The organism is Halomonas sp. ND22Bw, from assembly GCF_003011945.1.
Classification (GTDB): domain Bacteria; phylum Pseudomonadota; class Gammaproteobacteria; order Pseudomonadales; family Halomonadaceae; genus Halomonas; species Halomonas halophila.
Window position 1 is genome coordinate 21,366 of the sequence record NZ_PXWD01000008.1, and the last position, 23,341, is coordinate 44,706.

A 23,341-nucleotide genomic window follows, 5' to 3' on the forward strand; every position below is an offset into this window, starting at 1 on the left:
CTAGTGTGGGTGTGCCCGCCGTGCAAGCCTTTGCTCAGCAATTAGCATGCCAATGGCAATTGCCATGCCTGTCTGTGCATGGCGACAATATATCAGTGACTTGCGAAGCTAATAGGCTCAGAGTCGGAAGTCCTGGCCCAGGTAGACGTCGCGTACCCGCTGGTTGGCGAGGATGGCCTCGGCGTCGCCTTCGGCGATGATCTGGCCGTCGCCGACGATGTAGGCGCCGTCGCAGATGTCCAGCGTCTCGCGCACGTTGTGGTCGGTGATCAGCACGCCGATCTCGCGGGCCTTGAGCTGGCGGATGATACCCTTGATGTCGCCCACCGAGATCGGGTCGACGCCGGCGAAGGGCTCGTCGAGCAGAATGAAATCGGGTTCGGTGGCCAGCGCCCGGGCGATCTCGACCCGCCGGCGCTCGCCGCCGGACAGGCTCATGCCTAGGTTGTCGCGGATGTGGGTGATGTGGAACTCCTCCAGCAGCGCCTCCAGGCGCGCCTTGCGGCCGGCACGGTCGAGGTCACGGCGGGTCTCGAGAATGGCCATGATGTTGTCGGCCACCGACAGCTTGCGGAAGATCGAGGCTTCCTGGGGCAGGTAGCCGATGCCGGCCTGGGCGCGTTGGTGCATGGCGGCGCCGGAGAGGTCGCGGTCGTCGATGGCGACGCGGCCGGCGTCGGCCCGGACCAGGCCGACGATCATGTAGAAGGAGGTGGTCTTGCCGGCGCCGTTGGGGCCCAGCAGGCCGACGATGCGGCCCTGCTGGATCTCCAGGCTGATGTCGTGAACGACGCGACGGCGCTTGTAGCTCTTGGCGAGGTTCTGGGCACTCAGGGTCTTCATGGGCCGTCCTGCTGTTCCGGCTCCAGGGTCATGCGCACGCGCTGGCGCTCGCCGATGCCCTCGGCGTCGGAGCGGGCCTGCACCACCCGGCGGTCGAGGAAGTATTCGAGGTAGCCGCCGTCGAAGGTGTCGCCGCCCTGGTGCAGCTCGGCCTGGTCGACGAGCTCGATGCGCCGCTCGGCCACGTGGTAGACCACGGTGCGGCCCCAGGCGCGGACCAGGGGCTGATCGGGGGCGGGCTTCTGCTCCAGGTAGGCGCGCTGGCCGGTGGCGGTGGCGGTGGTCAGCTGGCCGGCCTCGTTGCGCTGGATTTCCACGCGGTCGCCGGTCAGCTGCATGCTGCCCTGCTGGATCTGCACGTCGCCCTGATAGACGGCGGTGCCGGCGCGGTCGTCGAGGTCCAGGCGGTCGGCCTCGACCTGGATGGGCGCGCTGGCGTCGCCTTCCAGCGCCAGGGCGGCGGGGGCGGCCAGCGCGGTGGCGAGCAGCGCTGCGCTGAGCAGTGAAGCGAGGGATCGCGTCATGACTCGGGGTCCTCCTGGGTGTCCGGCGGGTGGTGGCCGCGCACATTGTCGGTCAGTCGGGCGCGGTTGTCATCGAGCCAGGCGTCGAAGCGCTCGCCGCGCATCCACTGCGGCGGCTGGCTCAGTCGTGCCGGCGTGTCGCTCCAGGCGTGACCGGCGATGCTGTCGTAGTACAGGCGTTCGGTCTCGAGCCGCCAGCGTTCCTCGGGGGCGGTCAGCACCGCCTGCCCCTCGAGGGTGAGCAGGCGCTGGCCGTCTTCCAGGCGTCCGCGCTCGGCGTCGGCCAGCCATCGCCGGCCTTCGCTGTCGCGAAGCCGGGCGTGGGGCGTGGTCAGCCGGGTGACGTCGTCGACGGGCGTGTGCTCCAGGCGCGGCGTGGTGAGGCGCTGGTGAGGCGCACCCTGAGCGTCGAATCGCGTCAGGTGCGCGTCCTCCAGGTAGTAATCGGGCTCTCCCGTCTCGCCCTGGGGCGCGGGGCCCGGCGGTGCCTCGGGGCGCTGGTCGAGCAGCGCCAGGCCGCCGCCCAGGGCGAGCAGCAGCAGGAACAGCCAGGTGCGAAAGCCGGGACGAGGGAGGCGCATGGCGTCAGTCCTGGCCGTTCAGATAGGTGTCGAGCACGGCGTCCAGGCTGTCCTGGGCCTGGAGCAGGGTGTCGCAGATCTCGCGTACCGCGCCATGACCGCCCTCGCGTTCGGTGACCCAGTCGGCGTGCCGACGGATGTAGCTCGGCGCGCCGGGGACGCTGATGCCGACGCCGGCCCGATGGATCGGGGCCAGGTCGGGCAGGTCGTCACCGCAGTAGGCGACCTCGGAGAGATCCAGCGCCAGGTCCTGGCACAGTCGGCGCAGCGTCGGCAGCTTCTTCTCGATGCCCTGATGCAGATGCCGGATGCCGAGCGCGCTGGCGCGGCGAGTGACCATCGGCGAGTCGCGGCCGGTGATCAGCGCCACCTGGATGCCGGCGCGCTGCACCAGCTTGATGCCGTGACCGTCGAGGGTATGAAAGGCCTTGAGGCTGTCGCCGTCGGCATCGAAGTAGAGGCGGCCGTCGGTCAGCACGCCGTCCACGTCCAGGGCCAGCAGGCGCACCTGTCGCAGGCGCTGGACCAGGTCCGGGTTCAGCAGGGGGGCGTCGAAGGGCATGGAATCTCCTTGGGTCAGATGACGCCGCTGGCCAGCAGGTCATGCATGTGTAGCGCGCCCACCGGGCGGCCGTCATCGTCGACCACGGCCAGGGCGGTGATGCGGTTGTCCTCCATCAGCCGCACGGCCTCGGCGGCCAGGGTGTCGGGCGAGGTTCGTTTGCCGGGGGTCGTCATCACCTGATCCACGGTCAGCGACGACAGGTCGCTGAACTGATCCAGGGTGCGGCGCAGGTCGCCGTCGGTGTAGACCCCGGCCAGCCTGCCCTCGGGGTCGATGACGCAGGTGAAGCCCAGGCCCTGGCGGGTGATCTCCAGCAGCGCATCGCGCAGCGGGCTGCCCAGCGAGACCTGCGGCAGGCGGGCGCCCTGATGCATCAGGTCCGAGACCTTGAGCAGCAGCCGCTTGCCGAGGCTGCCGCCGGGATGCGAGAGGGCGAAATCCTCGGCGGTGAAGCCGCGGCTCTCGAGCAGCGCCACGGCCAGGGCATCGCCCAGTGCCAGGGCGGCGGTGGTCGAGGAGGTGGGCGCCAGGTCCAGCGGGCAGGCCTCGCGCTCGACGCCGGCGTCCAGGTGGGCCTCGGCGTGGCGGGCCAGGGTCGAGCCGGGGCGTCCGGTCATGCTGATCAGCGGGGTGCCGAGGCGCTTGAGCAGCGGCAGCAGGGCGGTGACCTCGGCGGTCTCGCCGGAGTTCGACAGCGCCAGCACCACGTCGCCCGGCGTGATCATGCCCAGGTCGCCGTGGCTGGCTTCGCCCGGGTGCACGAAGAAGGACGGGGTGCCGGTGCTGGCCAGGGTGGCGGCGATCTTGCTGCCGATGTGGCCGGACTTGCCCATGCCGGTGACCACCACGCGGCCGCGACAGGCCAGGATCAGCTCGCAGGCGCGCTCGAAGTCGCCGTCCAGGCGCGCGACGAGGGCGCCGATGGCCTGCTGCTCCAGCCGCAGGGTGCGTTCGGCGCTGGCCAGCAGGCCGGTGAGGGAGGAGGTGTCGTCTGTCATGGGAGGATTGTTGCCTGTCGCGGGGTTGGGCTCAAGGGCGGACGGCCGATTCGGCGCCGGCGGGCCACGCAAGAGGGCGCTCATTGAACCCGCTGAGGCCGTGCTGCGCAAGCCGGCACATGACGGCGCTGGCGCCCCGGTCGATGGTTAGGATACGATGTTCGATAATCTATCAGGGAATTCATTGGATGACCGATTCTCCCCTCATCGAGGTGGAGGGCCTGCGCTTCTCTCGCGGAGAGACGGAGATCTTCCGCGGCCTCGACATGGCGGTGCCACGCGGCAAGATCACCGCGATCATGGGACCCAGCGGCACCGGCAAGACCACCCTGCTCAAACTGATCGGCGGCCAGCTCGCCCCTGACGCCGGTCGGGTGAAGATCGGCGGCGAGGACGTGCACGCCCTGTCGCGCAAGGCGCTGTTCCGGATGCGTCGGCGCATGGGCATGCTGTTCCAGAGCGGGGCGCTGTTCTCCGATCTCGACGTGTTCGAGAACGTGGCCTTTCCGCTGCGCGTGCACACCGACCTGCCCGAATCGATGGTCCGCGACCTGGTGCTGATGAAGCTTCAGGCGGTGGGCCTGCGCGGCGCCCGAACGCTGATGCCGTCGGAGCTTTCCGGCGGCATGGCGCGGCGCGTGGCGCTGGCCCGGGCGATCGCCCTGGACCCGGACCTGATCCTCTACGACGAGCCCTTCGTCGGCCAGGACCCCATCTCCATGGGCGTGCTGGTGCAGCTGATTCGCCGGCTCAACGATGCCCTGGGGCTGACCGCGGTGGTGGTGTCCCACGATATCAAGGAGACCCTGTCCATCGCCGACTACGTCTACGTGATCGCCGACGGCCAGGTGATGGCCCAGGGCACGCCACAGAGCCTCGACGTGGATCGCGACCCCAGGGTCAGCCAGTTCGTTCACGGCGAGCCGGACGGCCCGGTGCCGTTCCACTATCCCGCCAGGGATTTCCATGAGGACCTGCTGGGCACGGGAGGCGCGAGATGATGGCGATGATTCAACGCCTGGGACGCCTGGGCTTCGGCGTCGCCGAGGGACTCGGCCAGGCGACGCTGCTGCTCTTCCAGTCGGCGGTGGGCGTGCCCTCCGGCGAAGGGATCCGTCTGTGGCTGCGCCAGATGTACTTCGTGGGCGTGCTGTCGCTGGCCATCGTGATGGTGTCGGGGTTGTTCATCGGCATGGTGCTGGGCCTGCAGGGCTACACCATCCTGGTCGACTTCGGCGCCGAGGATGCGCTCGGCCAGATGGTGGCGCTGTCGCTGCTGCGCGAGCTGGCGCCGGTGGTGGCGGCGCTGCTGTTCGCCGGCCGTGCCGGCTCGGCGCTGACCGCTGAGATCGGCCTGATGAAGGCCACCGAGCAGCTCACCAGCATGGAGATGATCGGCGTCGACCCGCTGCGCCGGGTCGTTGCCCCGCGCCTGTGGGCCGGTTTCGTCGCCCTGCCGCTGTTGACCATCGGCTTCGGCGTGATCGGCATCTGGGGCGGCGAGCTGGTCGGCGTGAAGTGGCTGGGCGTCTTCGAGGGCTCCTATTGGGGCAACATGCAGGCCAGCGTCGAATTCGTCGATGACATCCTCAACGGCCTGATCAAGAGCCTGGTGTTCGCCCTGGTGGTGACCTGGATCGCGGTCTATCAGGGCTATGCCCTGGTGCCGACGTCGGAGGGCATCGCCCGCGCCACCACGCGCACCGTGGTCTATGCCTCGCTGGCCGTGCTGGGGCTGGATTTCGTCCTGACCGCCCTGATGTTCGGCGGGCTCGCCTGAGGCGGAAGCATGATGGCGGCTGTCGGCCGCCGCGGATTTGTGGAGACATGGAATGAAGCGCAGCAAGACGATGGAACTCGGAGTCGGCCTGTTCATGCTGGCCGGCATCCTGGGGCTCCTGTTCCTCGCCCTGAGGGTCAGCGGCCTGAGCCTCGCGCCCCCGGGCGACGACTTCCGCCTGGAGGCCAACTTCGCCAACGTCGGCGGTCTCAAGCCGCGTGCCCGGGTCACCATGGCCGGGGTCACGGTGGGGCGGGTCGAGAGCATCGACCTCGACACGGAGTGGTACGACGCGCGGGTGGTGCTGACGCTCGACGACGAGCTGGAAGGGGCGCTGCCCGAGGATACCACCGCCGCGATTCTTACCTCGGGGCTGCTCGGCGAGCAGTACGTGGGACTGTCGGTGGGCGGCGCCCCCGAGACGCTGGCGGACGGCGATCGCCTGCGCGATACCCAGTCCGCCCTGGTGCTGGAAGAGCTCATCCAGCAGTTCGTGTCCAACATGGCCAAGGAGTGAACCCGATGAATGCAACGAGCCTTTCCCGGCGCCTGGTCGGCGCCATGACGATCCTGGTGATGTGCCTGATGGCGCTGCCGGCGGTCGCCCAGGCCAACACCCCGGAACAGTTGATCCGCGACAGCATCGACGAGCTGATGGGCGATATCGAGGGGCGTCGGGACTACTACCGCGAGCATCCCGACGAGCTCGAGGCCGTGGTCGACGACAGTCTCGAGCAGGTGGCCGATTTCCGCTACATCGGCGCCAGCGTCATGGGCCGCTACTTCCGCAACGCCACCCCGTCGCAGCGCTCGCGCTTCGTCGACACCTTCCGTCAGACGCTGATCGATACCTATGCCAAGGGACTGGTGACCTTCGATTACCGGGACATCCGCGTGCTCGACAACCAGGATGCCGGCCGCTATGAGGACCAGGCCAGCGTCGAGATGGAAGTGGTGGCCAGTGACGGCACCGTGTACCCGGTGAGCTATTCGCTGCGTCAGGATGACGGCCAGTGGAAGGTGGTCAACGTGATCGTCAACGGCATCAACCTGGGGCTGACCTTCCGCAACCAGTTCGATCAGGCGATGCGCGACCAGAATCGCGACTACGACGCCGTGATCGATGGCTGGGCGCCGGAACTCGCCGTCGACGAGCTGGAGCAGGGCGAGGCAGGATGAGCGTGCTGCTGGAGAACGGTGCCAATCGCCTCGAGGTCGATGGCGAGGTGCTGTCGGTGTCCGGCGAGGTCGACTTCGACGGCGCCGCGGAGATCGCCGCCGCCGGCCAGCGCTGGCTTGCCAGTCAGAGCGAGGGTAGCCGCGTGGTCTTCGATCTCGGCGGAGTGGGGCGCGTCAGCAGTGCGGCGGTCAGCGTGCTGCTGGAGTGGACGCGCCAGAGTCGGGCCGGTGGCCTCGCTCTCGAGGCGGTGCGGCTGTCGCCGCCGCTGGCCCGGCTGACCGAGGTCGCCGGAGTCGATACCCTGCTGCCGGTGGAGGCGAGCGTCGACGCCACCGAAGCGTGAGCGGCACCATGACGGCAAGGGGCCGGGAGCGACGGGCGTCGCCCCGGCCCCTTCGTGTTTCGAGGCTTGTCATGACCAGGCGTGTCGTGTCGAGACTCGTCGGCTGGCGCGCATGTCGCCATACGCGCACGTCGCCATACGCGCACGTCGCCATACGCGCACGTCGCCAACGGCGTCGCTTTTCATTACCATGGTCGGCCTGTTCGTCCCGTCATCGCATCGCGGTGGCGCTTTCACGGATCAACCATTTTCTAGCGAGGGTTCGATGCTTCCCACTGAGGTCAAGGCGCTGCTCGAGAGCCGGCTCGATGGCTGCGAATTTCATATCCAGGGCGAGGGCTGCGACTTCCAGGTGGTCGCCGTCGGCGAGGTGTTCGAAGGGCTGTCCCGGGTCAAGCGCCAGCAGCTGATCTACGGCGCGCTGTCCGACGAGATCGCCTCCGGCGCCCTGCATGCCGTGACCATCAAGACCTACACGCCCGAGCAGTGGCAGGGTGCCGCCGAGAACAAGGGGGCCTGAGGCTCGAGGTGACATGGACAAGCTGATCATTACCGGCAATGGCCCCGTCGATGGCGAGGTCTGGGCCAGCGGTGCCAAGAACGCCGCCCTGCCGATTCTCTGCGCGACCCTGCTGGCCGACGAGCCGGTGACCATCGGGAACCTGCCGCACCTGCAGGACATCACCACCACCCTCGAGCTGCTCGGCCACATGGGCGTGCAGCCGGTGATGGGCGAGCGCATGAGCATCCAGCTCGACGGCGCCCAGGTGACCGACTGTCACGCGCCCTACGAGCTGGTCAAGAAGATGCGCGCCTCGATCCTGGTGCTCGGACCGTTGCTGGCCCACTTCGGCCAGGCCGACGTGTCGCTGCCCGGCGGTTGCGCCATCGGCTCCCGGCCGGTCGATCTGCATATCCGCGGCCTCGAGGCCATGGGTGCCGACATCCGCGTCGAGGGCGGCTACATCCGGGCGCGGGTCGACGGTCGCCTCAAGGGTGCGACCATCTTCTTCGACACCGTCACCGTCACCGGCACCGAGAACCTGCTGATGGCCGCGGTGCTGGCCGAGGGCACCACGGTGCTCGAGAACGCCGCCCGCGAGCCGGAGGTCACCGACCTGGCCGAGTGCCTGATCAAGATGGGCGCGAACATTCGCGGCCACGGCACCGACACCATCGTCGTCGAGGGCGTCGAGCGCCTGCACGGCGCCGAGCACGACGTGATGCCGGACCGCATCGAGACCGGCACCTTCCTGGTCGCTGCGGCGCTGTCGCGGGGCAGGGTGAAGGTGCGCAACACCCGCGCCGACATCCTCGAGGCGGTGCTGGCCAAGCTCGAGGAGGCCGGTGCCAGCGTGACCACCGGTGAGGGCTGGATCGCGCTGGACATGCACGGCAAGCGGCCCAGGGCGGTCAACGTGCGCACCGCGCCCTATCCGGCCTTTCCCACCGACATGCAGGCCCAGTTCGTAGCCCTGAACGCGGTGGCCGAAGGCACCGCCCGGGTGGTCGAGACCATCTTCGAGAACCGCTTCATGCACGTCCAGGAGCTCAACCGCATGGGCGCGAGCATCGCGCTCGAGGGCAATACCGCGGTGATCACCGGCGTCGAGAGCCTGTCCGGTGCGCCGGTCATGGCCACCGACCTGCGCGCCTCGGCGTCGCTGGTGATCGCGGCGATGATGGCCGAGGGCGAGACGCTGGTCGACCGCATCTACCACATCGATCGTGGCTACGAGTGCATCGAGGAAAAACTGCAGCTGCTGGGCGCCAAGATCCGGCGCATTCCGGGCTGAGCCGACAACAGGCGAGACCATGAGCAAGCAACTGATTCTGGCCCTGTCCAAGGGCCGCATTCTCGACGAGACCCTGCCGCTGCTGGCCGAGGCCGGCATCACGCCCGCCGAGGACCTGGGGGCCAGCCGCAAGCTCTTGTTCGACACCAACCTGCCGGACGTCAAGCTGGTGGTGATCCGCGCCACCGACGTGCCCACCTACGTCCAGCTCGGCGCCGCCGACGTGGGCGTGGCGGGCAAGGACGTGCTGCTCGAGCACGGGGCCGAGGGCCTCTACGAGCCCCTGGACCTCGAGATCGCCGGCTGCAAGCTGATGACCGCGGGGGTCAGCGGTGCCGAGCCGTCCCACGCCCGGCGTCGGGTGGCCACCAAGTTCGTCAACGTGGCCAAGCGCTACTACGCCGAGCAGGGCATCCAGGCCGAGGTGATCAAGCTCTACGGCGCCATGGAGCTGGCGCCGCTGATGAACCTGGCCGACGAGATCGTCGACATCGTCGATACCGGCAACACCCTGCGCGCCAACGGCATGGAGCCGCGCGAGCTGATCGCGCCGATCTCCACCCGTCTGGTGGTCAACAAGGCGGCCATGACCATGAAGCACGACCGCCTCAAGCCGCTGATCGCCCGCCTGCGCGAGGCGGTCGAGCGGCGCAGCGCCGAGGCGCCGGCCTGAGCGGCCGGTCATCCCCGATAGGAGAGCAATCGTCATGAGTGAAGTGTCCGCCGGCCGTCTCGAGATCGCGCGTCTGTCCACCGCCGACGCTGACTTCGAGACGCGCCTCGATGCCCTGCTGGCCTGGGAAGGCGTGTCCGACGACGAGGTCCAGCGCCGCGTCGCCGACATCCTCGAGGCCGTGAAGACCCGCGGTGATGCTGCCGTGGTCGAGACCAGCAACCGCTTCGATCGCCTCTCGGCGTCGAGCATGGCCGATCTGACCCTGGGGCCGGATCGCCTGCGTCAGGCCTTCGATGGCCTGCCCGAGGCGCAGCGCGAGGCGCTGGCCACCGCCGCCGACCGGGTGCGCCGCTACCACGAGCACCAGAAGCCCGAATCCTGGCAGTACACCGAAGATGACGGCACTGTGCTCGGCCAGCAGGTCATGCCGCTGGACCGCGCCGGCATCTACGTGCCCGGCGGCAAGGCCGCCTATCCGTCCTCGGTGCTGATGAACGCGCTGCCGGCTCACGTGGCCGGCGTCGGCGAGATCGTCATGGTGGTGCCGACCCCGGATGGCGTGCTCAACGAGCTGGTGCTGGCCGCCGCCCACCTGGCGGGCGTCGATCATGTCTTCACCATCGGCGGCGCTCAGGCCGTGGCCGCGCTGGCCTACGGCACCGAGACGGTGCCGCGGGTCGACAAGATCGTCGGCCCCGGCAACATCTACGTGGCCACCGCCAAGCGAGCGGTGTTCGGCCAGGTCGGCATCGACATGATCGCCGGCCCGTCGGAGATCCTGGCGGTCTCCGATGGCGGCACCGACGCCGACTGGCTGGCCATGGACCTGTTCTCCCAGGCCGAGCACGACGAGGACGCCCAGTCGATCCTGGTCAGCTGGGACGGCGACCATCTGGACGCGGTGGGCGAGGCCATGGCCCGGCTGCTGCCGACCATGGAGCGCGAGGCGATCATCCGCACCTCGCTGGCCGAGCGCGGCGCGCTGATCCACTGCCGCGACCGCGACGAGGCGGTGGCGCTGATCAACCGTATCGCCCCGGAGCACCTGGAGCTGTCGGTGGAAGCCCCGCAGGACTGGCTGCCCGAGGTGCGCCACGCCGGCGCCATCTTCATGGGTCGCTACACCGCCGAGGCGCTGGGCGACTACTGTGCCGGCCCCAACCACGTGCTGCCGACCTCCGGCACGGCGCGCTTCTCCTCGCCGCTGGGCGTCTACGACTTCCAGAAGCGTTCCTCGCTGATCGGCTGCTCCGCCGAGGGCGCCTCGACCCTGGGCCGCACGGCCTCGGTGCTGGCCCGCGGCGAGTCGCTGACCGCCCATGCCCGCAGCGCCGAGTACCGCATCCGCGACTGAGGGCCCTTCGGGCCTTGCCAGGCAACAACGACCGCGGCCCCGTCATCGACGGGGCCGCGGTCGTTTCGGCGGAAGGGTGTCGCTCAGGGCGAGTCGGGCTTCTCGAGGGACAGCGGGCGCGACGGCGTGGGACGCTCGGCGACCTCGAGGGTGATCTCCAGGGGCTCGCCGCCGCGCACCACCGTCACCGGCAGATCGGTGCCGGGGGCGATGTCGGCGATGTCGCTCATGGTCTGGCGCGGATCGAGAATCGGGTTGCCATCCACCTTGAGCAGCACGTCGCCGGGCTGCAGGCCGGCATCGTCCGCCGGGCCGTCGGGCACCACGCCGGCGATGATCACGCCGGTGGGTGCCGCCAGGCCGAAGGAGGCGGCCAGCTCCGGGTTGAGCTCCTGGGCCTCGACGCCCAGCCAGCCGCGCACCACCCGACCCTGGGTGACGATCTGCTCGAGGATGCTGCGTGCCAGGTTGGCGGGGATGGCGAAGCCGATGCCCTGGGAGCCGCCGGAGCGCGAGAAGATGGCGGTGTTGATGCCGACCAGTGCGCCGTCCGGATTGATCAGGGCGCCGCCGGAGTTGCCCGGGTTGATGGCGGCATCGGTCTGGATGAAGTCCTCGTAGGCGTTGAGCCCCAGGTGGCTGCGGCCGGTGGCGCTGACGATACCCATGGTCACGGTCTGGCCGACGCCGAAGGGGTTGCCGATGGCCAGCGCCACGTCGCCGATCGCCGCCTGGTCGGAATCGGACAGCTCGATGACCGGCAGGTCGTCGAGGTCGATGCGCAGCACCGCCAGGTCGCTCTCGGGGTCGGTGCCGATGACCTCGGCCAGGGTCTCGCGGCCGTCGCGCAGTGCCACCTGGATCTGGTCGGCGCCGCGGATCACGTGGTGGTTGGTCAGCACATAGCCGTCGGCGCTGACGATCACCCCCGAGCCCAGGCTCGACAGCATGCGCTGGCGGCGCGGAGCGTCATCGCCGAAGAACTGGCGGAAGAAGGGATCGGACATCAGCGGATGACTGTCGCGCTCCACCACACGCGAGGAATAGACGTTGACCACCGCCGGGGCGGCCTGTGCCACGGCGCTTGCGTAGCTGGCCGGGCCTTCGCCGCGTTCCATGGGCGGGGCTTCGCGCAGGCTGGGGGCCGGTCGCTCGACCTCGTCGGCGGTCTGCAGTGGTGCCGGCTGAGGGGGAGGCGAGGTGGCGACGGGCGGCGTGGCCTGGCGACCCACCAGTCGCGGGAAGGCGTTGAGCAGCACGATGGCCAGCAGCAGGCCGATCAGGATGGGCCAGACATAGGGGAGGGCGCGTCGCATGCGGCGGGCTTCCTTCTGGTGCGTGGTCGCAGGGTGGCGGGGCGGCGGTTTAGAATGGCTCGAATTGTAACATTGCATGCGTGAACCGTCCGGAGGCTTCATGACGACATCCACGGAACTGGTGGCGGCCTGCGATCGGCTGCTGTCACCGGCGCGATTCAAGGACTACACCCTCAACGGCCTGCAGGTCGAAGGCCGCGAGCGGGTCGCTCGGGTGATGAGCGGCGTCACCGCCTGCCAGGCACTGCTCGACCAGGCGGTGGCCTGGGACGCCGATCTGCTGCTGGTGCACCATGGCTATTTCTGGAAGAACGAGCCGGTGGCGGTCACCGGCATGAAGCGTCGCCGGCTGGCGACCCTGCTGGCTCATGACATCGGCCTGCTGGCCTATCATCTGCCGCTGGACGCCCATGCCGAGCTCGGCAACAACGCCCGCCTGGGCGAGCGGCTGGGCTTCGTGGCGGAAGGCTGCGCCGACGGCGAGCTCGGCGAGGGGCTGATCTGGCGGGGACGGCCGTCCGTGCCGATGAGCGCGGCGGCGCTGGCCGATCATGTCGGTGAGCGGCTGGGTCGCGAGCCGCTGCTGGTCGAGGCGCCCGGCGGCGGCGAGGTCCGGCGCGTGGCCTGGTGCACCGGTGGGGCTCAGGACATGATCGCCGAGGCCGCGGCGGCCGGGGCCGATGCCTTCATCTCCGGCGAGATCTCGGAGCGCACCACGCACCTGGCGCGGGAGCTGGGCATTCACTACCTGGCGGCGGGGCATCACGCCACCGAGCGCTACGGCGTCCAGGCATTGGGTGAACGCCTCGCCGCGGAGTTCGGCATCGAGCATCGCTTCGTGGATATCGACAACCCCGCCTGACGGCAGCGGGGCGTGGACGCGAAGACGCCGCCCATGGAGCTCGAGCCATGGGCGGCGTCTTCGTGTTCGTGGCGGGTTCCCGGATCGGGCGCCGGGAGGGCCTCAGTAGCGGGGTGGCTGGGGCGCGTCGGCGTCGTTCTGCTTGAGGCCGAAGTCCTCCGAGAGGGTGCCGCGGTTGCCATCGGCGTAGTCGCGCGGGGCGGCGACATCGTCGTCGCTTTCGACCTCGGGCGTCGTGGGCGTGGCGGCGGCCAGGTCGGCGCGCTGCGGGGCTTCGGCCCCCAGCCGGCTGCTGGCCTCGCTCACTTCCTTGTTCAGCGCGGCGGCGAGGCTGCCGAGACGCTCGACGTGGTCGCCGACGCCGTCGCGGAGTTCGGCCAGCTGGCGGTCGCGTTCGGCGAGGCGCTGGCGCAACATCTGCACGTTGCGTGCGCCCGCATTCATCAGGTGGTAGCCCATCACGCCGAGGCCGATCCCGGCCAGCAGGCAAGCGGCGCCCAGCATCCAGTTGATATTGCTTAATTCCACATCGTTCTCCTGAGCGGTCTCTCGGCTCGGCATCGGCGGCCGGCTCCAGCGCCGGGCGGGCCGGCGGCCCATTATAGGGCCGAGGCGGACGCCGGGGTCAACGGCCGGCGGGCGATGCCAAGCGACGCCCCGGTGGGTATAATGCCCCTCTTTCACCGGATGCCGAGGACCGTCGCCCCCATGTCCATGAGCGAGCGTCACAGGATGCCGACCGCCGCCGAGCCGAACACCCCGATGGGCCGCTATCGCGCCGATCTCGAGCGCGCCGATTTCGCCTTCGATCCCGCCCAGGAACAGGCCGTGACGCACCTGCAGCGCCTGTTCGACGACCTGCTGGCCAAGCCGCGCGAGCAGGTTCGGCCGGCGTCGGCGGGCAAGGGGCTGAAGTCGCGGATGGCCGGGCTGTTCGGTCGCCGCGACGAGCCCGAGGCACCGGCGCTGCCGGAGGTGACCGGGCTCTATTTCTGGGGCGGTGTCGGGCGGGGCAAGACCTACCTGGTGGACACCTTCTTCGAGGCGCTGCCCTTTCCCGAGAAGATGCGCACCCACTTCCACCGTTTCATGCAGCGGGTGCACAACGAACTCGAGCACTACAAGGGCGAGAAGAACCCGCTGACCCTGGTGGCCGACAAGTTCGCCGCCGAGGCGCGGGTGATCTGCTTCGACGAGTTCTTCGTCAAGGACATCACCGACGCCATGATCCTGGCCAACCTGCTCGAGGCGCTGTTCGCCCGCGGGGTGGTGCTGGTGGCGACCTCCAACATCGTGCCGGCCGACCTCTACAAGGATGGCCTGCAGCGCGCGCGTTTCCTGCCGGCGATCGACCTGCTGGAGCGTCACTGCGAGGTGGTCAACGTCGACTCCGGCATCGACTACCGACTGCGCGCCCTGGAGCGCGCCGAGATCTTTCATTCGCCGCTGGACGAGGCTGCCGAGGCCGAGCTGTCACGCAGCTTCCGCGAAATCGCCGGCCACGAGGGCGAGGACGGGGCGCCGATCGAGATCAATCATCGGGTGCTGCACAGCCGGCGGCTGCATGACGACGTGGTGTGGTTCGCGTTCGACGAGCTCTGCGACGGCCCGCGCAGTCAGAACGACTACATCGAGCTGGCTCGCGAGTACCACACCGTGCTGGTCTCCAGCGTGCCGTGCATGGACGGCGCCAGCGACGACCAGGCCCGGCGCTTCATCAACATGGTCGACGAGTTCTACGACCGCGGCGTCAAGCTGCTGATGTCCGCCGAGGCGCCGGCCGAGCGGCTCTATCGCGACGGCAAGCTGGAGTTCGAGTTCGAGCGGACCCTCTCGCGCCTCCAGGAGATGCAGTCGCATGAGTACCTGGCGCTGCCGCACAAGCCCTGACCCGGCCTCTGGACGGGAGCTGTAAGCCTTGAGCTTGAAGCCGGAAGCCCCTTTTCTTTCCTCCGTGACGAAGGGGGGGGGCATGCTGTTTTCCAGCTTGTGCGTCATTGCCTTGCCGGTCGGGGGCGTGTAGAATTCGCGCGCTTGACCGTTGTCGTCCTGCGGACGGCAACCAAGAAAAATAGGGATGGTCCAAACCGCCGAGCCGGGGCAGGACCCAATACATCGATTTGGTGATTCACCCATGAAGACGTTCACTGCCAAGCCGCAGTCCGTCCAGCGCGACTGGTACGTCGTCGACGCTGCGGACAAGACTCTGGGCCGTCTGGCCACCGAGATCGCTCGCCGCCTGCGTGGCAAGCACAAGCCGGAATACACCCCGCACGTTGACACCGGCGACTACATCGTCGTGATCAACGCCGAGAAGGTGCATGTCACCGGCAACAAGGCGAGCGCCAAGAACTATTATCGTCACACCGGTTACCCGGGTGGCCTGCGCTCCATGAACTTCGAGAAGATGATCGCTCACGCACCGGAGCGTGTCATCGAGTCCGCGGTCAAGGGCATGCTCCCGAAAGGCCCGCTGGGTCGTGCCATGTACTCCAAGCTCAAGGTCTACGCCGGCACCGAGCATCCGCACGCCGCGCAGCAGCCGCAAGAACTGAACATCTGAGGGAGCTTTCGCCATGACACAGCAGTATTACGGTACCGGTCGCCGCAAGACCTCTACCGCCCGCGTCTTCCTGAAGCCGGGCACTGGCAAGATCACCGTCAACAACCGTGATCTGGACGAGTTCTTCGGCCGTGTCACCGGTCGCATGGTCGTCCGTCAGCCGCTCGAGCTGACCGAGACCCTCGGCCAGTTCGACGTCTACGTGACCGTCAAGGGCGGCGGCGGCAGCGCCCAGGCCGGCGCCATTCGTCACGGCCTCACTCGCGCCCTGATGCAGTACAACGAAGACTTCCGCAAGCCGCTGCGTGAAGCCGGTTACGTCACCCGTGACGCGCGTGAAGTCGAGCGTAAGAAGATCGGTCTGCGCAAGGCCCGTCGTCGTCCGCAGTTCTCCAAGCGCTGATCTGCGACGAGCCTCGTCAAGAACGCCCGGGTCCTCAGGACCCGGGCGTTTTTTTTGTGCGAGGTCAAGAGATTGGCGTCTTGCCGCTGCCGGTCGGCCGCGGCGTGTTGTGAAGGGTGGCCCCTTTACCTACCATGGTTAGCATTCCTCACCCCCTGTGGTCGCGGCTCTGGTGGCTCGCGCAGCAATGGCGGGCAAATCGCTGATGGGAGAATACCAACAATGGCAGACAGCGGCGTGAACAAGGGGCGACGCCGTTTCCTCGTGGGCGCTACCTCCGTCGTGGGTGCGGCGGGCGCGGTCGGGGTCGCGGTTCCCTTCTTGTCCTCCTGGCAACCGAGTGCCCGGGCGCGTGCCGCCGGTGCGCCGGTCAAGGCGGACATCTCCAAGCTCGAGCCCGGTCAGCGCATGACCGTCGAATGGCGTGGGCGCCCGGTATGGGTGCTCTACCGGACGCCCGAAATGATCGAGCGCACCGAGGCGCTCGGCGGTGATCTGCTGGCCGACCCCGGCTCCGAGGAGCCCCAGCAACCCGGCTATGCCGATGGCACGATGCGGTCCATTCGTCCCGAGATCGGGGTGCTGATCGGTATCTGCACCCATCTGGGCTGCTCGCCGCTGTTCAAGCCGGACCCCGGGGCCGACGATGTCGGCGTCGCCGACTGGCCGGGCGGTTTCTTCTGCCCCTGTCACGGGTCGCGCTTCGATCTGGCGGGTCGCGTATTCGCCAACGTGCCGGCACCGCTGAATCTGGAGGTGCCCCCGTATCGCTTCGAGAGTGACGACGTCATCGTCGTCGGTGAGGATGAGGAGACGGCCTGATGGCGAACCCCGATAAGCCCAAGGCGGAGCGCGGCGTCATGCGCTGGGTCGACGATCGCTTTCCCGCCACCCAGATGTGGCAGGAGCACCTGTCGAAGTACTACGCGCCGAAGAACTTCAACTTCTGGTACTTCTTCGGCTCGCTGGCGCTGCTGGTGCTGGTCAACCAGATACTCACCGGCGTGTGGTTGACCATGAGCTTCAATCCTTCCGCCGAAGGCGCCTTCGCCTCGGTGGAATACATCATGCGCGACGTGGAGTGGGGCTGGCTGATCCGCTACATGCACTCCACCGGCGCCTCGGCGTTCTTCGTCGTGGTCTACCTGCACATGTTCCGCGGCCTGCTCTACGGCTCCTACAAGGCGCCCCGGGAGCTGGTGTGGATCTTCGGCATGGCGATCTACCTGGCGCTGATGGCCGAGGCCTTCATGGGCTACCTGCTGCCCTGGGGGCAGATGTCCTACTGGGGCGCCCAGGTGATCATCTCGCTGTTCTCGGCCATTCCTGCCATCGGGCCGGACCTGGCCCAGTGGGTGCGCGGCGACTACCTGATCTCCGGCATCACCCTGAACCGCTTCTTCGCCCTGCACGTGGTGGCGCTGCCGATCGTGATCCTGGCGCTGGTGGTGCTGCACATCATCGCCCTGCACGAGGTCGGCTCGAACAATCCCGACGGCATCGACATCAAGGCCAAGAAGGACGAGAGCGGCAAGCCGCTGGACGGGATTCCCTTCCATCCCTACTACACGGTCAAGGACATCGTCGGCGTGGCGGTCTTCCTGTTCGTGTTCTGTGCGGTGATCTTCTACTTCCCGGAAGGCGGCGGGTACTTCCTCGAGAAGCCGAACTTCGAGCCGGCGAATCCGTTGAAGACGCCGGATCACATCGCGCCGGTGTGGTACTTCACGCCCTTCTACGCGATCCTGCGCGCGATCAACTTCTCGCTGTTCGGCCTCGACGCCAAGTTCCTCGGCGTGGTGTGCATGGGCGCGGCCATCGCGGTGCTGTTCGTGCTGCCCTGGCTGGACCGCAGCCCGGTGCGTTCGATTCGCTACAAGGGCTGGATCTCGAAGCTGATGCTGGCGCTGTTCGCGGTGAGCTTCATCGTGCTCGGAGTGCTCGGGGTGCTGCCGCCGACCGCTGCGCGCACGGCGCTGGCCCAGCTGTGTACCGTGCTCTACTTCGCCTTCTTCCTGCTGATGCCGTTCTACAGCCGCTGGGAGAAGACCAAACCCGTTCCGGAAAGGGTGACTGGCTGATGAAAAAGGGACTGCTGGCTCTGATCCTGGCCCTGCTTCCGATGCTCGGGTTCGCCGCCGGAGGTGGCGCCCATCTGCAGGAGATGACCCCCGACCTGCACGATCGAGCATCGCTGCAGCGTGGCATGAAGCTGTTCGTCAACTACTGCATGGGGTGTCACTCCCTGCAGTATCAGCGCTTCTCCCGCGCGGCGGAGGATCTGGACATGCCTCAGGGGCTGGTGGAGGACAACCTGATCTTCGCCGAGTCGGTGGGCTTCAACGACCAGATGCACAATGCGATGTCGGCGGAGGACGGCGAGGACTGGTTCGGCGCGGCGCCGCCGGATCTGACCCTGGAGGCGCGGCTGCGCGGCACCGACTGGATCTACTCCTATCTGCTCGGTTTCTATCGCGATCCGTCACGGCCCACCGGCGTCAACAACCAGGTCTTTCCGCTGGTGGCGATGCCCAACGTGCTCGAGCCGCTGCAGGGCGTGCAGGAGAAGGTCTGCGCCGCCAGCGAGCATCCCGTCGAGGGGGCCGAGCTTGATCCGCTGACCGGCAAGTACCAGTCCTGTGAGGTGCTGCAGGTGACCCAGCCCGGCGCCATGGAGCCCGGCGAGTTCGAGGAGGCGGTCTATGACCTGACCAACTTCCTGGCCTATGTCGGCGAGCCGTCCCGGCTCAAGGCCGAGGCGCTGGCGCCCAAGGTGCTGATCTTCATCTTCGTCTTCGGCATCATTGCCTACCTGCTCAAGCGCGAGTACTGGCGCGACATTCACTGACGAATCCGGCCGCGCGGGCGCATGGCTTCGGCCATGCGCCCGCGTCGTGTGCCGTGGCGATAGCGGGACGCCACACGACGCCCCGAGATGGGGTGCGTCGTGTTATCATCCCGCCACGAACTGATGCGAGGATTGTTTCATGGGTGTAGTGGCCAAGCGGTCGTCGATGATCTTCTATTCCGGGGGCGATGATCATTACAGTCATCGGGTGCGTATCGTGCTCGCCGAGAAAGGGGTGGCGGTGGATATCGTCGAGGTCACCGAGGAGAGCCACCCCGAGGAGCTCGCCGATCTCAACCCCTACAACAGCGTGCCCACGCTGCTTGACCGGGACCTGGTGCTCTACGAGTCCAAGGTGATGATGGAGTACCTCGACGAGCGGTTCCCGCATCCGCCGCTGCTGCCGGTCTATCCGGTCGCCCGGGCCCAGAGCCGGCTGTGGATGCATCGCATCGAGCGCGAGTGGTGCCCGCTGGTCGAGCAGATCCAGAACGGCACCAAGAAGGAAGCCGAGAAGGCGCGCAAGGAGCTGCGCGAGAGCCTGGTCGGCATCTCGCCGATCTTCGAGGACATGCCGTTCTTCATGAGCGAGGAGTTCACCCTGGTGGACTGCTGCCTGGCACCGATCCTGTGGCGTCTGCCGGCGCTCGGCATCGAGATGCCGGAGAAGCAGATCAAGCCGCTGATGGGCTACATGGAGCGTGTCTTCGATCGCGACGGCTTCCGGGCCTCGCTGAGCGAAGCCGAGCGCGAGATGCGTCCCTGATCGTTCTTTCACGCCCCGGCGTCGCGCCGGGGCCGCTTTTCTGGAGGGCCAATCGATGCAATCGAGTCGTCCCTATATCGCGCGGGCCCTGTACGAGTGGCTGCTGGACAACGAGCTGACGCCCTACATCGTGGTCGATGCCGAGCAGGCGGGCGTCGAGGTGCCGCGCCAGTTCGTGCAGAACGGCCAGATCGTGCTCAACCTCGGCGTCAGCGCGATCCGCGACCTGTCGATGACCAACGAGGCCATCGCCTTCTCGGCACGCTTCGGCGGCAAGCCGACCCAGATCATGGTGCCGATCGAGGCGCTGATCGCGATCTATGCCCGCGAGAACGGCGTCGGCATGGTGTTCGGTCATGAGCCGGTGATGCCGGCCGATGATGCCAATGACGTGGCCGAGGAGGCGTCGGAGGACGAGGCGCCGGGGCTGTCCAGCGTCGACAGCGACGATGGCGATGCCGGCGGCGAGCCGGAGGAGGCGCCGAAGAAGGGGCGCCCCTCGCTGCGCGTGGTCAAGTAGCGCGTCGTTCCCGCCGCCATGCGCGGAACCTGACAGAAGAACGGCAGGCCCTCGGGCCTGCCGTTCTTCGTTCCGTGCCGCCGGATGGCGGGGCGCGAGGGCGTCAGTCGAGGTAGTCGAAGACCTTGACGATGCGCTGCATGCCGCCGACGTTGCGGACCGCGGCGACGATGCGCTCGGCCTCCTGGCGGCGCACGATGCCCATCAGGAAGACGCTGTCGTTCTCGGTGACGATGCGCAGCTTGCTGGAGTCGATGGCCTCGTTGGCGACCAGGGCGGTGCGGATGCGGGTCTTGAGCCAGGTGTCGGTGAGACGCTGGCTGGTCGGCAGGTTGGCGGCCACGCTCAGCTGGTTGTGGACGCGGCGCACGTTGCGCACCTCGCCGGCGATGCGCTCGGCCATGTTCTTGAGTTCCTGGCTCGGTACCTGGCCGGTGAGCAGCACCACGCCGTTGTAGCTGTCGACGTTGATGCGGGCGTCGCCAAGGCGGGCGTCGGTGGTGCCGAGGTTGTGGGCGACCTTGGTCTCGATGCTGTCGTCCTCGACCTTGGTGCCGACGGTACGCTCGCTGTAGTTCTCGTTGATGGGGCCGGAGGTGGTGGCCGCGGTCATGGTGGTGCAGCCGGACAGGGCCAGCAGCAGGGCCAGGGAAAGGCCCAGGAGGCGGGACTTGTCGATCATGGGCATCACTCGCTTGCGCCGAAGAGTTGTTCGTCGATGAGGTCGCACAGGCAGTGGATCACCAGCAGGTGAACCTCCTGGATGCGGGCGGTCGAGGTGGCCGGCACGCGGATCTCGCAGTCGTCCTGGCCGAGCAGCGAGGCCATGTTGCCGCCGTCGCGGCCGGTCAGGGCGACCACGGTCATCTCGCGGTCGTGGGCGGCCTGGATGGCCTGCACCACGTTGCCGGAATTGCCGCTGGTGGAAATCGCCAGCAGCACGTCGCCGGGCTGGCCCAGGGCACGAATCTGCTTGGAATACACCTCGTTGTAGCTGTAGTCGTTGGCGATCGAGGTCAGCGTCGAGGTGTCGGTGGTCAGCGCCAGGGCCGGCAGGCTGGGGCGCTCGCGCTCGAAGCGGTTGAGCAGCTCGGACGAGAAGTGTTGGCTGTCGCCGGCGCTGCCGCCGTTGCCACAGGCCAGGATCTTCCCTTCGTTGACCAGGGCCTGGACCATCATCTGGCTGGCGACCTCGATGAAGGGCGGCAGCACCTCGCTGGCGTAGGTCTTGGTGTCGATGCTGGCGTTGAAGTGTCCGAGAATGCGGTTCTGGAAATCCATCGTGGCTTCCTGGTCCTTGGGCGATCAGAACGCTTCGAAGGCGTTTCGGACCCAGGTGAAATCGAGGTCCGGCGGCGTGCCGGTGACGGCCAGCACATCGAAGCGGCAGGCACATGATAGCCGGTTGCGTTGCAGATAAAAACGCGCCGCCTGGATCAGACGGCGCTGCTTGGTGGCGTTGACGGTCTCGAGCGGATGGCCGTGGCGGGTGTCGCGGCGGTGGCGAACCTCGATGAATACCAGCACATCGCTGTCGCGCATCACCAGGTCGATCTCGCCGCCCCGGGCGTGTTGGTTGGCGGCCTCGAGGGCGAGGCCGCGGGCCGCCAGCCAGTCCGCGGCGAGGCGCTCGATGCGAGCGCCGCGGGCGCGGGCGTCAGCGGGATGCGTCATCGGTGAAGTGGCTCATGTCCAGCGCCGGCTGGGGCACGCCGTCCTCGAAGCGGGCCCAGGGCAGCTCGCGGTGGATGCGGCCGTCCTGGTCGGCGCTCAGGGTGCCGGTGGCGCCGAACAGCTCGCTGCCGGGGATGGCCTGGAACTGGGGCAGACGCCGGGCCAGCTCGTAGGCGTCCACGCCCATGGCCATCAGGCGGAACATGTTGGGGTCGGACTCCTCGCGCAGCTGGCGATAGCTGTCGAGGAAGGGCAGGGCCTCTTCGCCGCCCACGGCGGCGTCGGGAATCTGCCAGGGGATGTCGAGGAACATCACGCCGTTCAGGTCCTTGTCCAGGCGCGGCTGCTGGCGCCCCTCGTAGAGGTGCGAGGTGGCGTAGACCGACAGCTCCTGCTTGTAGGCGTAGTAGTCGATGGTCGGTGGCACCTGGCGAGCGTAGTCGGGCAGGGCCAGCAGGAACAGCATGTCGGGGCGGCTCGAGCCCAGCGCGCGGCGCGTGCTCTCGGTGGCCGGCCGGCCGGGGTTGTAGCGTACGGCGTTGGCGATCCGGCCGTCGCGATCGCGCCAGGCGTCGGCGAACGCCTCGCCGACCCGGCGTCCCCAGGCGTTGTCCGGTACCAGCAGCGAGGCGCTGCGATGGCCGTCCTGGCGGCCGCGAGCCGCCACCGAGCGAGCCTCGTCCTCGGCCGAGAGGCCGTACTGGAAGAGCCCTTCGGCGCTGTTGCGCTCGTCCTCGCCGTAGTTGAGGGCCAGCGTCGGCATCGGCACCCGGTCGCGGCGCTCCAGGGCGGTGACGGCATCCTTGTCCAGCGGCCCGATGACCACCTGGGCGCCGCGCTGACGGGCCTCCTGATAGAGGGCGTCGAAGTTGCCGCCGGAGGAATCGATGAAGGTCAGCTGGATGCCGCGGCCACCGCCGTTCACCTCGTTCATGTGGTGGGCGCGCAGGCCTTCCTCGAGGGCGTCGGCGACCCCGGCCAGCGGGCCGGACTCGGGCAGGAAGACGGCGATGTGGCGCACGTCCTGGCCGCGCAGGTCGCGCAGCGCCAGGATGTCGGCGGGCAGCTGCCGGGCCGCGGGATGATCCGGATAGCGACCGCGCCAGTCGTCGAGGCGGGCGAACAGGCGTTCGATGTCGCCGCCGCTGGCGCGCACCAGCTCGGCGAGATCGAGCCAGGCCCGGGTCGGGTCGCTGGCGCCGTCACGCAGCTCGTCGATTGCGCCCGGCGTCAGGCGCGAGAGCTGCTCCCAGATCGGGTCGTTGAGATCGATGCGACCGGTATCGGCCTGCAGGCGAAGCAGCGCCTGGGCGGCGGCGCGCGTCTCGCCGATCTGGCCGAGGGCGCGGGCCTGGCGTTCGCGCAGCAGCGCGGCCTGGTCGCGGGACAGCTGCAGCCCGTCGAGCTGCTGGGCGGCCTGGATCACCGCCGAGGGGTCTCCCTCGGTCTCGCCGAGGTCGGACAGCAGCATCGCCCAGCGACCGCGATCCTCGGGGGGCAGCCGGCTGTCGTCGATGCCCTTGGCGATGTCCAGCGCCTGGGGGCGGCTGCCCTGGCGTGCTAGGATGTCGGCCGCCTGAAGCCGCGACTGCGCGGCCTGCTCGGGTGCCTGCTGCTCGGCCTGGGCCAGCAGCTGGTCAGGATCGCCGACGGGCTGCCGTTCGGTGATGCCGGGCTGGAAGGCACAGCCGGCCAGCCACATTGCCACGAAGGCGGCGGCCAGCGGGCCGCGAGACGAAATCTTCATGA

At 68.4% G+C, this 23,341-nt stretch carries 29 protein-coding genes; 18 read left to right on the forward strand and 11 right to left on the reverse strand.

Going from position 1 to position 23,341, the window contains the following annotated elements; all coding sequences use genetic code 11:
• Nucleotides 1–117: 117 nt before the first annotated feature.
• From lptB to CVH10_RS11340, 5 genes are read right to left on the reverse strand one after another with little or no spacing between them, the layout of a single operon-like run.
• Complete coding sequence (lptB, locus tag CVH10_RS11320) at nt 118–843, reverse strand: LPS export ABC transporter ATP-binding protein (RefSeq protein ID WP_035592394.1); 726 nt, start codon at nt 841–843, stop codon at nt 118–120.
• The gene (gene lptA, locus CVH10_RS11325) at nt 840–1,367 is read right to left on the reverse strand and encodes a lipopolysaccharide transport periplasmic protein LptA (protein ID WP_035592396.1); all 528 of its coding nucleotides are present in this window, start codon (nt 1,365–1,367) and stop codon (nt 840–842) included. Before lptA ends, lptB begins: the two co-directional genes overlap by 4 nt.
• On the reverse strand, nt 1,364–1,948 hold the full coding sequence (gene lptC / locus CVH10_RS11330; RefSeq protein ID WP_035592399.1) for an LPS export ABC transporter periplasmic protein LptC: 585 nt from the start codon (nt 1,946–1,948) through the stop codon (nt 1,364–1,366). The genes lptA and lptC overlap by 4 nt, the downstream gene beginning before the upstream one ends.
• Nucleotides 1,949–1,952: 4 nt before the next feature.
• On the reverse strand, nt 1,953–2,510 hold the full coding sequence (locus CVH10_RS11335; RefSeq protein ID WP_035592402.1) for an HAD family hydrolase: 558 nt from the start codon (nt 2,508–2,510) through the stop codon (nt 1,953–1,955).
• A gap of 14 nt (nt 2,511–2,524) precedes the next feature.
• Nucleotides 2,525–3,511 (reverse strand): KpsF/GutQ family sugar-phosphate isomerase, encoded by a 987-nt coding sequence (locus CVH10_RS11340; protein ID WP_106488744.1) that lies wholly within the window; start codon nt 3,509–3,511, stop codon nt 2,525–2,527.
• A gap of 188 nt (nt 3,512–3,699) precedes the next feature.
• Between CVH10_RS11340 and CVH10_RS11345 the strand changes: the two genes are divergently transcribed.
• From CVH10_RS11345 to hisD, 9 genes are all read left to right on the forward strand, one after another.
• Nucleotides 3,700–4,512: an ATP-binding cassette domain-containing protein gene (locus tag CVH10_RS11345; protein WP_035592408.1), complete on the forward strand. Its 813-nt coding sequence runs from the start codon at nt 3,700–3,702 to the stop codon at nt 4,510–4,512.
• Nucleotides 4,509–5,291, forward strand: a complete 783-nt coding sequence (mlaE, locus tag CVH10_RS11350; RefSeq protein ID WP_106488745.1) for a lipid asymmetry maintenance ABC transporter permease subunit MlaE — start codon at nt 4,509–4,511, stop codon at nt 5,289–5,291. The genes CVH10_RS11345 and mlaE overlap by 4 nt, the downstream gene beginning before the upstream one ends.
• Before the next feature lie 52 nt (nt 5,292–5,343).
• Nucleotides 5,344–5,808, forward strand: a complete 465-nt coding sequence (gene mlaD, locus CVH10_RS11355; RefSeq protein ID WP_035592413.1) for an outer membrane lipid asymmetry maintenance protein MlaD — start codon at nt 5,344–5,346, stop codon at nt 5,806–5,808.
• A gap of 5 nt (nt 5,809–5,813) precedes the next feature.
• Nucleotides 5,814–6,470, forward strand: a complete 657-nt coding sequence (locus tag CVH10_RS11360) for a phospholipid-binding protein MlaC (protein WP_035592414.1) — start codon at nt 5,814–5,816, stop codon at nt 6,468–6,470.
• Entirely contained in the window at nt 6,467–6,814 is a 348-nt protein-coding gene (locus tag CVH10_RS11365; protein WP_035592417.1) for a lipid asymmetry maintenance protein MlaB, read from the forward strand. The genes CVH10_RS11360 and CVH10_RS11365 overlap by 4 nt, the downstream gene beginning before the upstream one ends.
• 265 nt (nt 6,815–7,079) lie before the next feature.
• On the forward strand, nt 7,080–7,334 hold the full coding sequence (locus tag CVH10_RS11370; RefSeq protein WP_016854417.1) for a BolA family protein: 255 nt from the start codon (nt 7,080–7,082) through the stop codon (nt 7,332–7,334).
• 13 nt (nt 7,335–7,347) lie between these two features.
• Nucleotides 7,348–8,610 carry a UDP-N-acetylglucosamine 1-carboxyvinyltransferase gene (gene murA, locus CVH10_RS11375; RefSeq protein WP_035592419.1) on the forward strand — a complete coding sequence of 421 codons (1,263 nt, stop codon included), beginning with the start codon at nt 7,348–7,350 and terminating at the stop codon, nt 8,608–8,610.
• A gap of 19 nt (nt 8,611–8,629) precedes the next feature.
• Nucleotides 8,630–9,283, forward strand: coding sequence for an ATP phosphoribosyltransferase (hisG, locus tag CVH10_RS11380; RefSeq protein WP_035592422.1), 654 nt, complete (start codon nt 8,630–8,632; stop codon nt 9,281–9,283).
• 34 nt (nt 9,284–9,317) lie between these two features.
• Entirely contained in the window at nt 9,318–10,640 is a 1,323-nt protein-coding gene (gene hisD, locus CVH10_RS11385; protein ID WP_106488746.1) for a histidinol dehydrogenase, read from the forward strand.
• Nucleotides 10,641–10,723: 83 nt separating this feature from the next.
• On the opposite strand, the gene CVH10_RS11390 is transcribed toward hisD, so the two are convergent.
• Nucleotides 10,724–11,956 carry a S1C family serine protease gene (locus tag CVH10_RS11390; protein ID WP_106488747.1) on the reverse strand — a complete coding sequence of 411 codons (1,233 nt, stop codon included), beginning with the start codon at nt 11,954–11,956 and terminating at the stop codon, nt 10,724–10,726.
• Nucleotides 11,957–12,056: 100 nt separating this feature from the next.
• On the opposite strand from CVH10_RS11390, the gene CVH10_RS11395 reads away from it, so the two are divergent.
• The gene (locus CVH10_RS11395; RefSeq protein WP_106488748.1) at nt 12,057–12,818 is read left to right on the forward strand and encodes a Nif3-like dinuclear metal center hexameric protein; all 762 of its coding nucleotides are present in this window, start codon (nt 12,057–12,059) and stop codon (nt 12,816–12,818) included.
• Nucleotides 12,819–12,920: 102 nt separating this feature from the next.
• Here the strand turns inward: CVH10_RS11395 and CVH10_RS11400 are convergent, their stop codons facing one another.
• The gene (locus tag CVH10_RS11400) at nt 12,921–13,346 is read right to left on the reverse strand and encodes a YhcB family protein (RefSeq protein WP_160174894.1); all 426 of its coding nucleotides are present in this window, start codon (nt 13,344–13,346) and stop codon (nt 12,921–12,923) included.
• A gap of 204 nt (nt 13,347–13,550) precedes the next feature.
• Between CVH10_RS11400 and zapE the strand changes: the two genes are divergently transcribed.
• The 8 genes from zapE (at nt 13,551) to CVH10_RS11440 (ending at nt 19,918) form a co-directional block, all read left to right on the forward strand.
• Nucleotides 13,551–14,708 (forward strand): cell division protein ZapE, encoded by a 1,158-nt coding sequence (gene zapE, locus CVH10_RS11405; protein WP_035592500.1) that lies wholly within the window; start codon nt 13,551–13,553, stop codon nt 14,706–14,708.
• A 244-nt stretch (nt 14,709–14,952) separates the two neighbouring features.
• Complete coding sequence (gene rplM, locus CVH10_RS11410) at nt 14,953–15,381, forward strand: 50S ribosomal protein L13 (RefSeq protein ID WP_016854409.1); 429 nt, start codon at nt 14,953–14,955, stop codon at nt 15,379–15,381.
• A 13-nt stretch (nt 15,382–15,394) separates the two neighbouring features.
• On the forward strand, nt 15,395–15,784 hold the full coding sequence (rpsI, locus tag CVH10_RS11415; protein WP_035592430.1) for a 30S ribosomal protein S9: 390 nt from the start codon (nt 15,395–15,397) through the stop codon (nt 15,782–15,784).
• A gap of 222 nt (nt 15,785–16,006) precedes the next feature.
• Nucleotides 16,007–16,606, forward strand: a complete 600-nt coding sequence (gene petA / locus CVH10_RS11420; RefSeq protein ID WP_035592432.1) for a ubiquinol-cytochrome c reductase iron-sulfur subunit — start codon at nt 16,007–16,009, stop codon at nt 16,604–16,606.
• A complete protein-coding gene (locus CVH10_RS11425) occupies nt 16,606–17,865 on the forward strand; it encodes a cytochrome bc complex cytochrome b subunit (RefSeq protein WP_035592434.1) in 1,260 nt (419 codons plus the stop codon). Before petA ends, CVH10_RS11425 begins: the two co-directional genes overlap by 1 nt.
• Complete coding sequence (locus tag CVH10_RS11430; RefSeq protein WP_035592436.1) at nt 17,865–18,632, forward strand: cytochrome c1; 768 nt, start codon at nt 17,865–17,867, stop codon at nt 18,630–18,632. The genes CVH10_RS11425 and CVH10_RS11430 overlap by 1 nt, the downstream gene beginning before the upstream one ends.
• 139 nt (nt 18,633–18,771) lie before the next feature.
• Nucleotides 18,772–19,398 carry a stringent starvation protein SspA gene (gene sspA, locus CVH10_RS11435; protein ID WP_035592439.1) on the forward strand — a complete coding sequence of 209 codons (627 nt, stop codon included), beginning with the start codon at nt 18,772–18,774 and terminating at the stop codon, nt 19,396–19,398.
• A 55-nt stretch (nt 19,399–19,453) separates the two neighbouring features.
• Nucleotides 19,454–19,918, forward strand: coding sequence for a ClpXP protease specificity-enhancing factor (locus tag CVH10_RS11440; protein ID WP_035592442.1), 465 nt, complete (start codon nt 19,454–19,456; stop codon nt 19,916–19,918).
• Between the two features lie 103 nt (nt 19,919–20,021).
• Here CVH10_RS11440 and CVH10_RS11445 read toward each other — a convergent pair whose 3' ends face one another.
• From CVH10_RS11445 to CVH10_RS11460, 4 genes are read right to left on the reverse strand one after another with little or no spacing between them, the layout of a single operon-like run.
• Nucleotides 20,022–20,600 carry a BON domain-containing protein gene (locus CVH10_RS11445; RefSeq protein WP_035592448.1) on the reverse strand — a complete coding sequence of 193 codons (579 nt, stop codon included), beginning with the start codon at nt 20,598–20,600 and terminating at the stop codon, nt 20,022–20,024.
• 5 nt (nt 20,601–20,605) lie between these two features.
• On the reverse strand, nt 20,606–21,199 hold the full coding sequence (locus tag CVH10_RS11450) for a phosphoheptose isomerase (protein ID WP_016854401.1): 594 nt from the start codon (nt 21,197–21,199) through the stop codon (nt 20,606–20,608).
• A gap of 24 nt (nt 21,200–21,223) precedes the next feature.
• Nucleotides 21,224–21,592 carry a YraN family protein gene (locus CVH10_RS11455; protein WP_106488749.1) on the reverse strand — a complete coding sequence of 123 codons (369 nt, stop codon included), beginning with the start codon at nt 21,590–21,592 and terminating at the stop codon, nt 21,224–21,226.
• Nucleotides 21,576–23,339 carry a penicillin-binding protein activator gene (locus tag CVH10_RS11460; RefSeq protein ID WP_106488750.1) on the reverse strand — a complete coding sequence of 588 codons (1,764 nt, stop codon included), beginning with the start codon at nt 23,337–23,339 and terminating at the stop codon, nt 21,576–21,578. Before CVH10_RS11460 ends, CVH10_RS11455 begins: the two co-directional genes overlap by 17 nt.
• Between the last annotated feature and the right edge of the window lie 2 nt (nt 23,340–23,341).

Excerpts from the sequence above, each read along its gene's own strand:
- lptB (WP_035592394.1), bottom strand. The coding sequence starts at position 843 with ATGAAGACCCTGAGTGCCCAGAACCTCGCCAAGAGCTACAAGCGCCGT.
- lptA (WP_035592396.1), bottom strand. The coding sequence starts at position 1,367 with ATGACGCGATCCCTCGCTTCACTGCTCAGCGCAGCGCTGCTCGCCACC.
- lptC (WP_035592399.1), bottom strand. The coding sequence starts at position 1,948 with ATGCGCCTCCCTCGTCCCGGCTTTCGCACCTGGCTGTTCCTGCTGCTG.
- CVH10_RS11335 (WP_035592402.1), bottom strand. The coding sequence starts at position 2,510 with ATGCCCTTCGACGCCCCCCTGCTGAACCCGGACCTGGTCCAGCGCCTG.
- CVH10_RS11340 (WP_106488744.1), bottom strand. The coding sequence starts at position 3,511 with ATGACAGACGACACCTCCTCCCTCACCGGCCTGCTGGCCAGCGCCGAA.
- CVH10_RS11345 (WP_035592408.1), top strand. The coding sequence starts at position 3,700 with ATGACCGATTCTCCCCTCATCGAGGTGGAGGGCCTGCGCTTCTCTCGC.
- mlaE (WP_106488745.1), top strand. The coding sequence starts at position 4,509 with ATGATGGCGATGATTCAACGCCTGGGACGCCTGGGCTTCGGCGTCGCC.
- mlaD (WP_035592413.1), top strand. The coding sequence starts at position 5,344 with ATGAAGCGCAGCAAGACGATGGAACTCGGAGTCGGCCTGTTCATGCTG.
- CVH10_RS11360 (WP_035592414.1), top strand. The coding sequence starts at position 5,814 with ATGAATGCAACGAGCCTTTCCCGGCGCCTGGTCGGCGCCATGACGATC.
- CVH10_RS11365 (WP_035592417.1), top strand. The coding sequence starts at position 6,467 with ATGAGCGTGCTGCTGGAGAACGGTGCCAATCGCCTCGAGGTCGATGGC.
- CVH10_RS11370 (WP_016854417.1), top strand. The coding sequence starts at position 7,080 with ATGCTTCCCACTGAGGTCAAGGCGCTGCTCGAGAGCCGGCTCGATGGC.
- murA (WP_035592419.1), top strand. The coding sequence starts at position 7,348 with ATGGACAAGCTGATCATTACCGGCAATGGCCCCGTCGATGGCGAGGTC.
- hisG (WP_035592422.1), top strand. The coding sequence starts at position 8,630 with ATGAGCAAGCAACTGATTCTGGCCCTGTCCAAGGGCCGCATTCTCGAC.
- hisD (WP_106488746.1), top strand. The coding sequence starts at position 9,318 with ATGAGTGAAGTGTCCGCCGGCCGTCTCGAGATCGCGCGTCTGTCCACC.
- CVH10_RS11390 (WP_106488747.1), bottom strand. The coding sequence starts at position 11,956 with ATGCGACGCGCCCTCCCCTATGTCTGGCCCATCCTGATCGGCCTGCTG.
- CVH10_RS11395 (WP_106488748.1), top strand. The coding sequence starts at position 12,057 with ATGACGACATCCACGGAACTGGTGGCGGCCTGCGATCGGCTGCTGTCA.
- zapE (WP_035592500.1), top strand. The coding sequence starts at position 13,551 with ATGCCGACCGCCGCCGAGCCGAACACCCCGATGGGCCGCTATCGCGCC.
- rplM (WP_016854409.1), top strand. The coding sequence starts at position 14,953 with ATGAAGACGTTCACTGCCAAGCCGCAGTCCGTCCAGCGCGACTGGTAC.
- rpsI (WP_035592430.1), top strand. The coding sequence starts at position 15,395 with ATGACACAGCAGTATTACGGTACCGGTCGCCGCAAGACCTCTACCGCC.
- petA (WP_035592432.1), top strand. The coding sequence starts at position 16,007 with ATGGCAGACAGCGGCGTGAACAAGGGGCGACGCCGTTTCCTCGTGGGC.
- CVH10_RS11425 (WP_035592434.1), top strand. The coding sequence starts at position 16,606 with ATGGCGAACCCCGATAAGCCCAAGGCGGAGCGCGGCGTCATGCGCTGG.
- CVH10_RS11430 (WP_035592436.1), top strand. The coding sequence starts at position 17,865 with ATGAAAAAGGGACTGCTGGCTCTGATCCTGGCCCTGCTTCCGATGCTC.
- sspA (WP_035592439.1), top strand. The coding sequence starts at position 18,772 with ATGGGTGTAGTGGCCAAGCGGTCGTCGATGATCTTCTATTCCGGGGGC.
- CVH10_RS11440 (WP_035592442.1), top strand. The coding sequence starts at position 19,454 with ATGCAATCGAGTCGTCCCTATATCGCGCGGGCCCTGTACGAGTGGCTG.
- CVH10_RS11445 (WP_035592448.1), bottom strand. The coding sequence starts at position 20,600 with ATGATCGACAAGTCCCGCCTCCTGGGCCTTTCCCTGGCCCTGCTGCTG.
- CVH10_RS11450 (WP_016854401.1), bottom strand. The coding sequence starts at position 21,199 with ATGGATTTCCAGAACCGCATTCTCGGACACTTCAACGCCAGCATCGAC.
- CVH10_RS11455 (WP_106488749.1), bottom strand. The coding sequence starts at position 21,592 with ATGACGCATCCCGCTGACGCCCGCGCCCGCGGCGCTCGCATCGAGCGC.
- CVH10_RS11460 (WP_106488750.1), bottom strand. The coding sequence starts at position 23,339 with ATGAAGATTTCGTCTCGCGGCCCGCTGGCCGCCGCCTTCGTGGCAATG.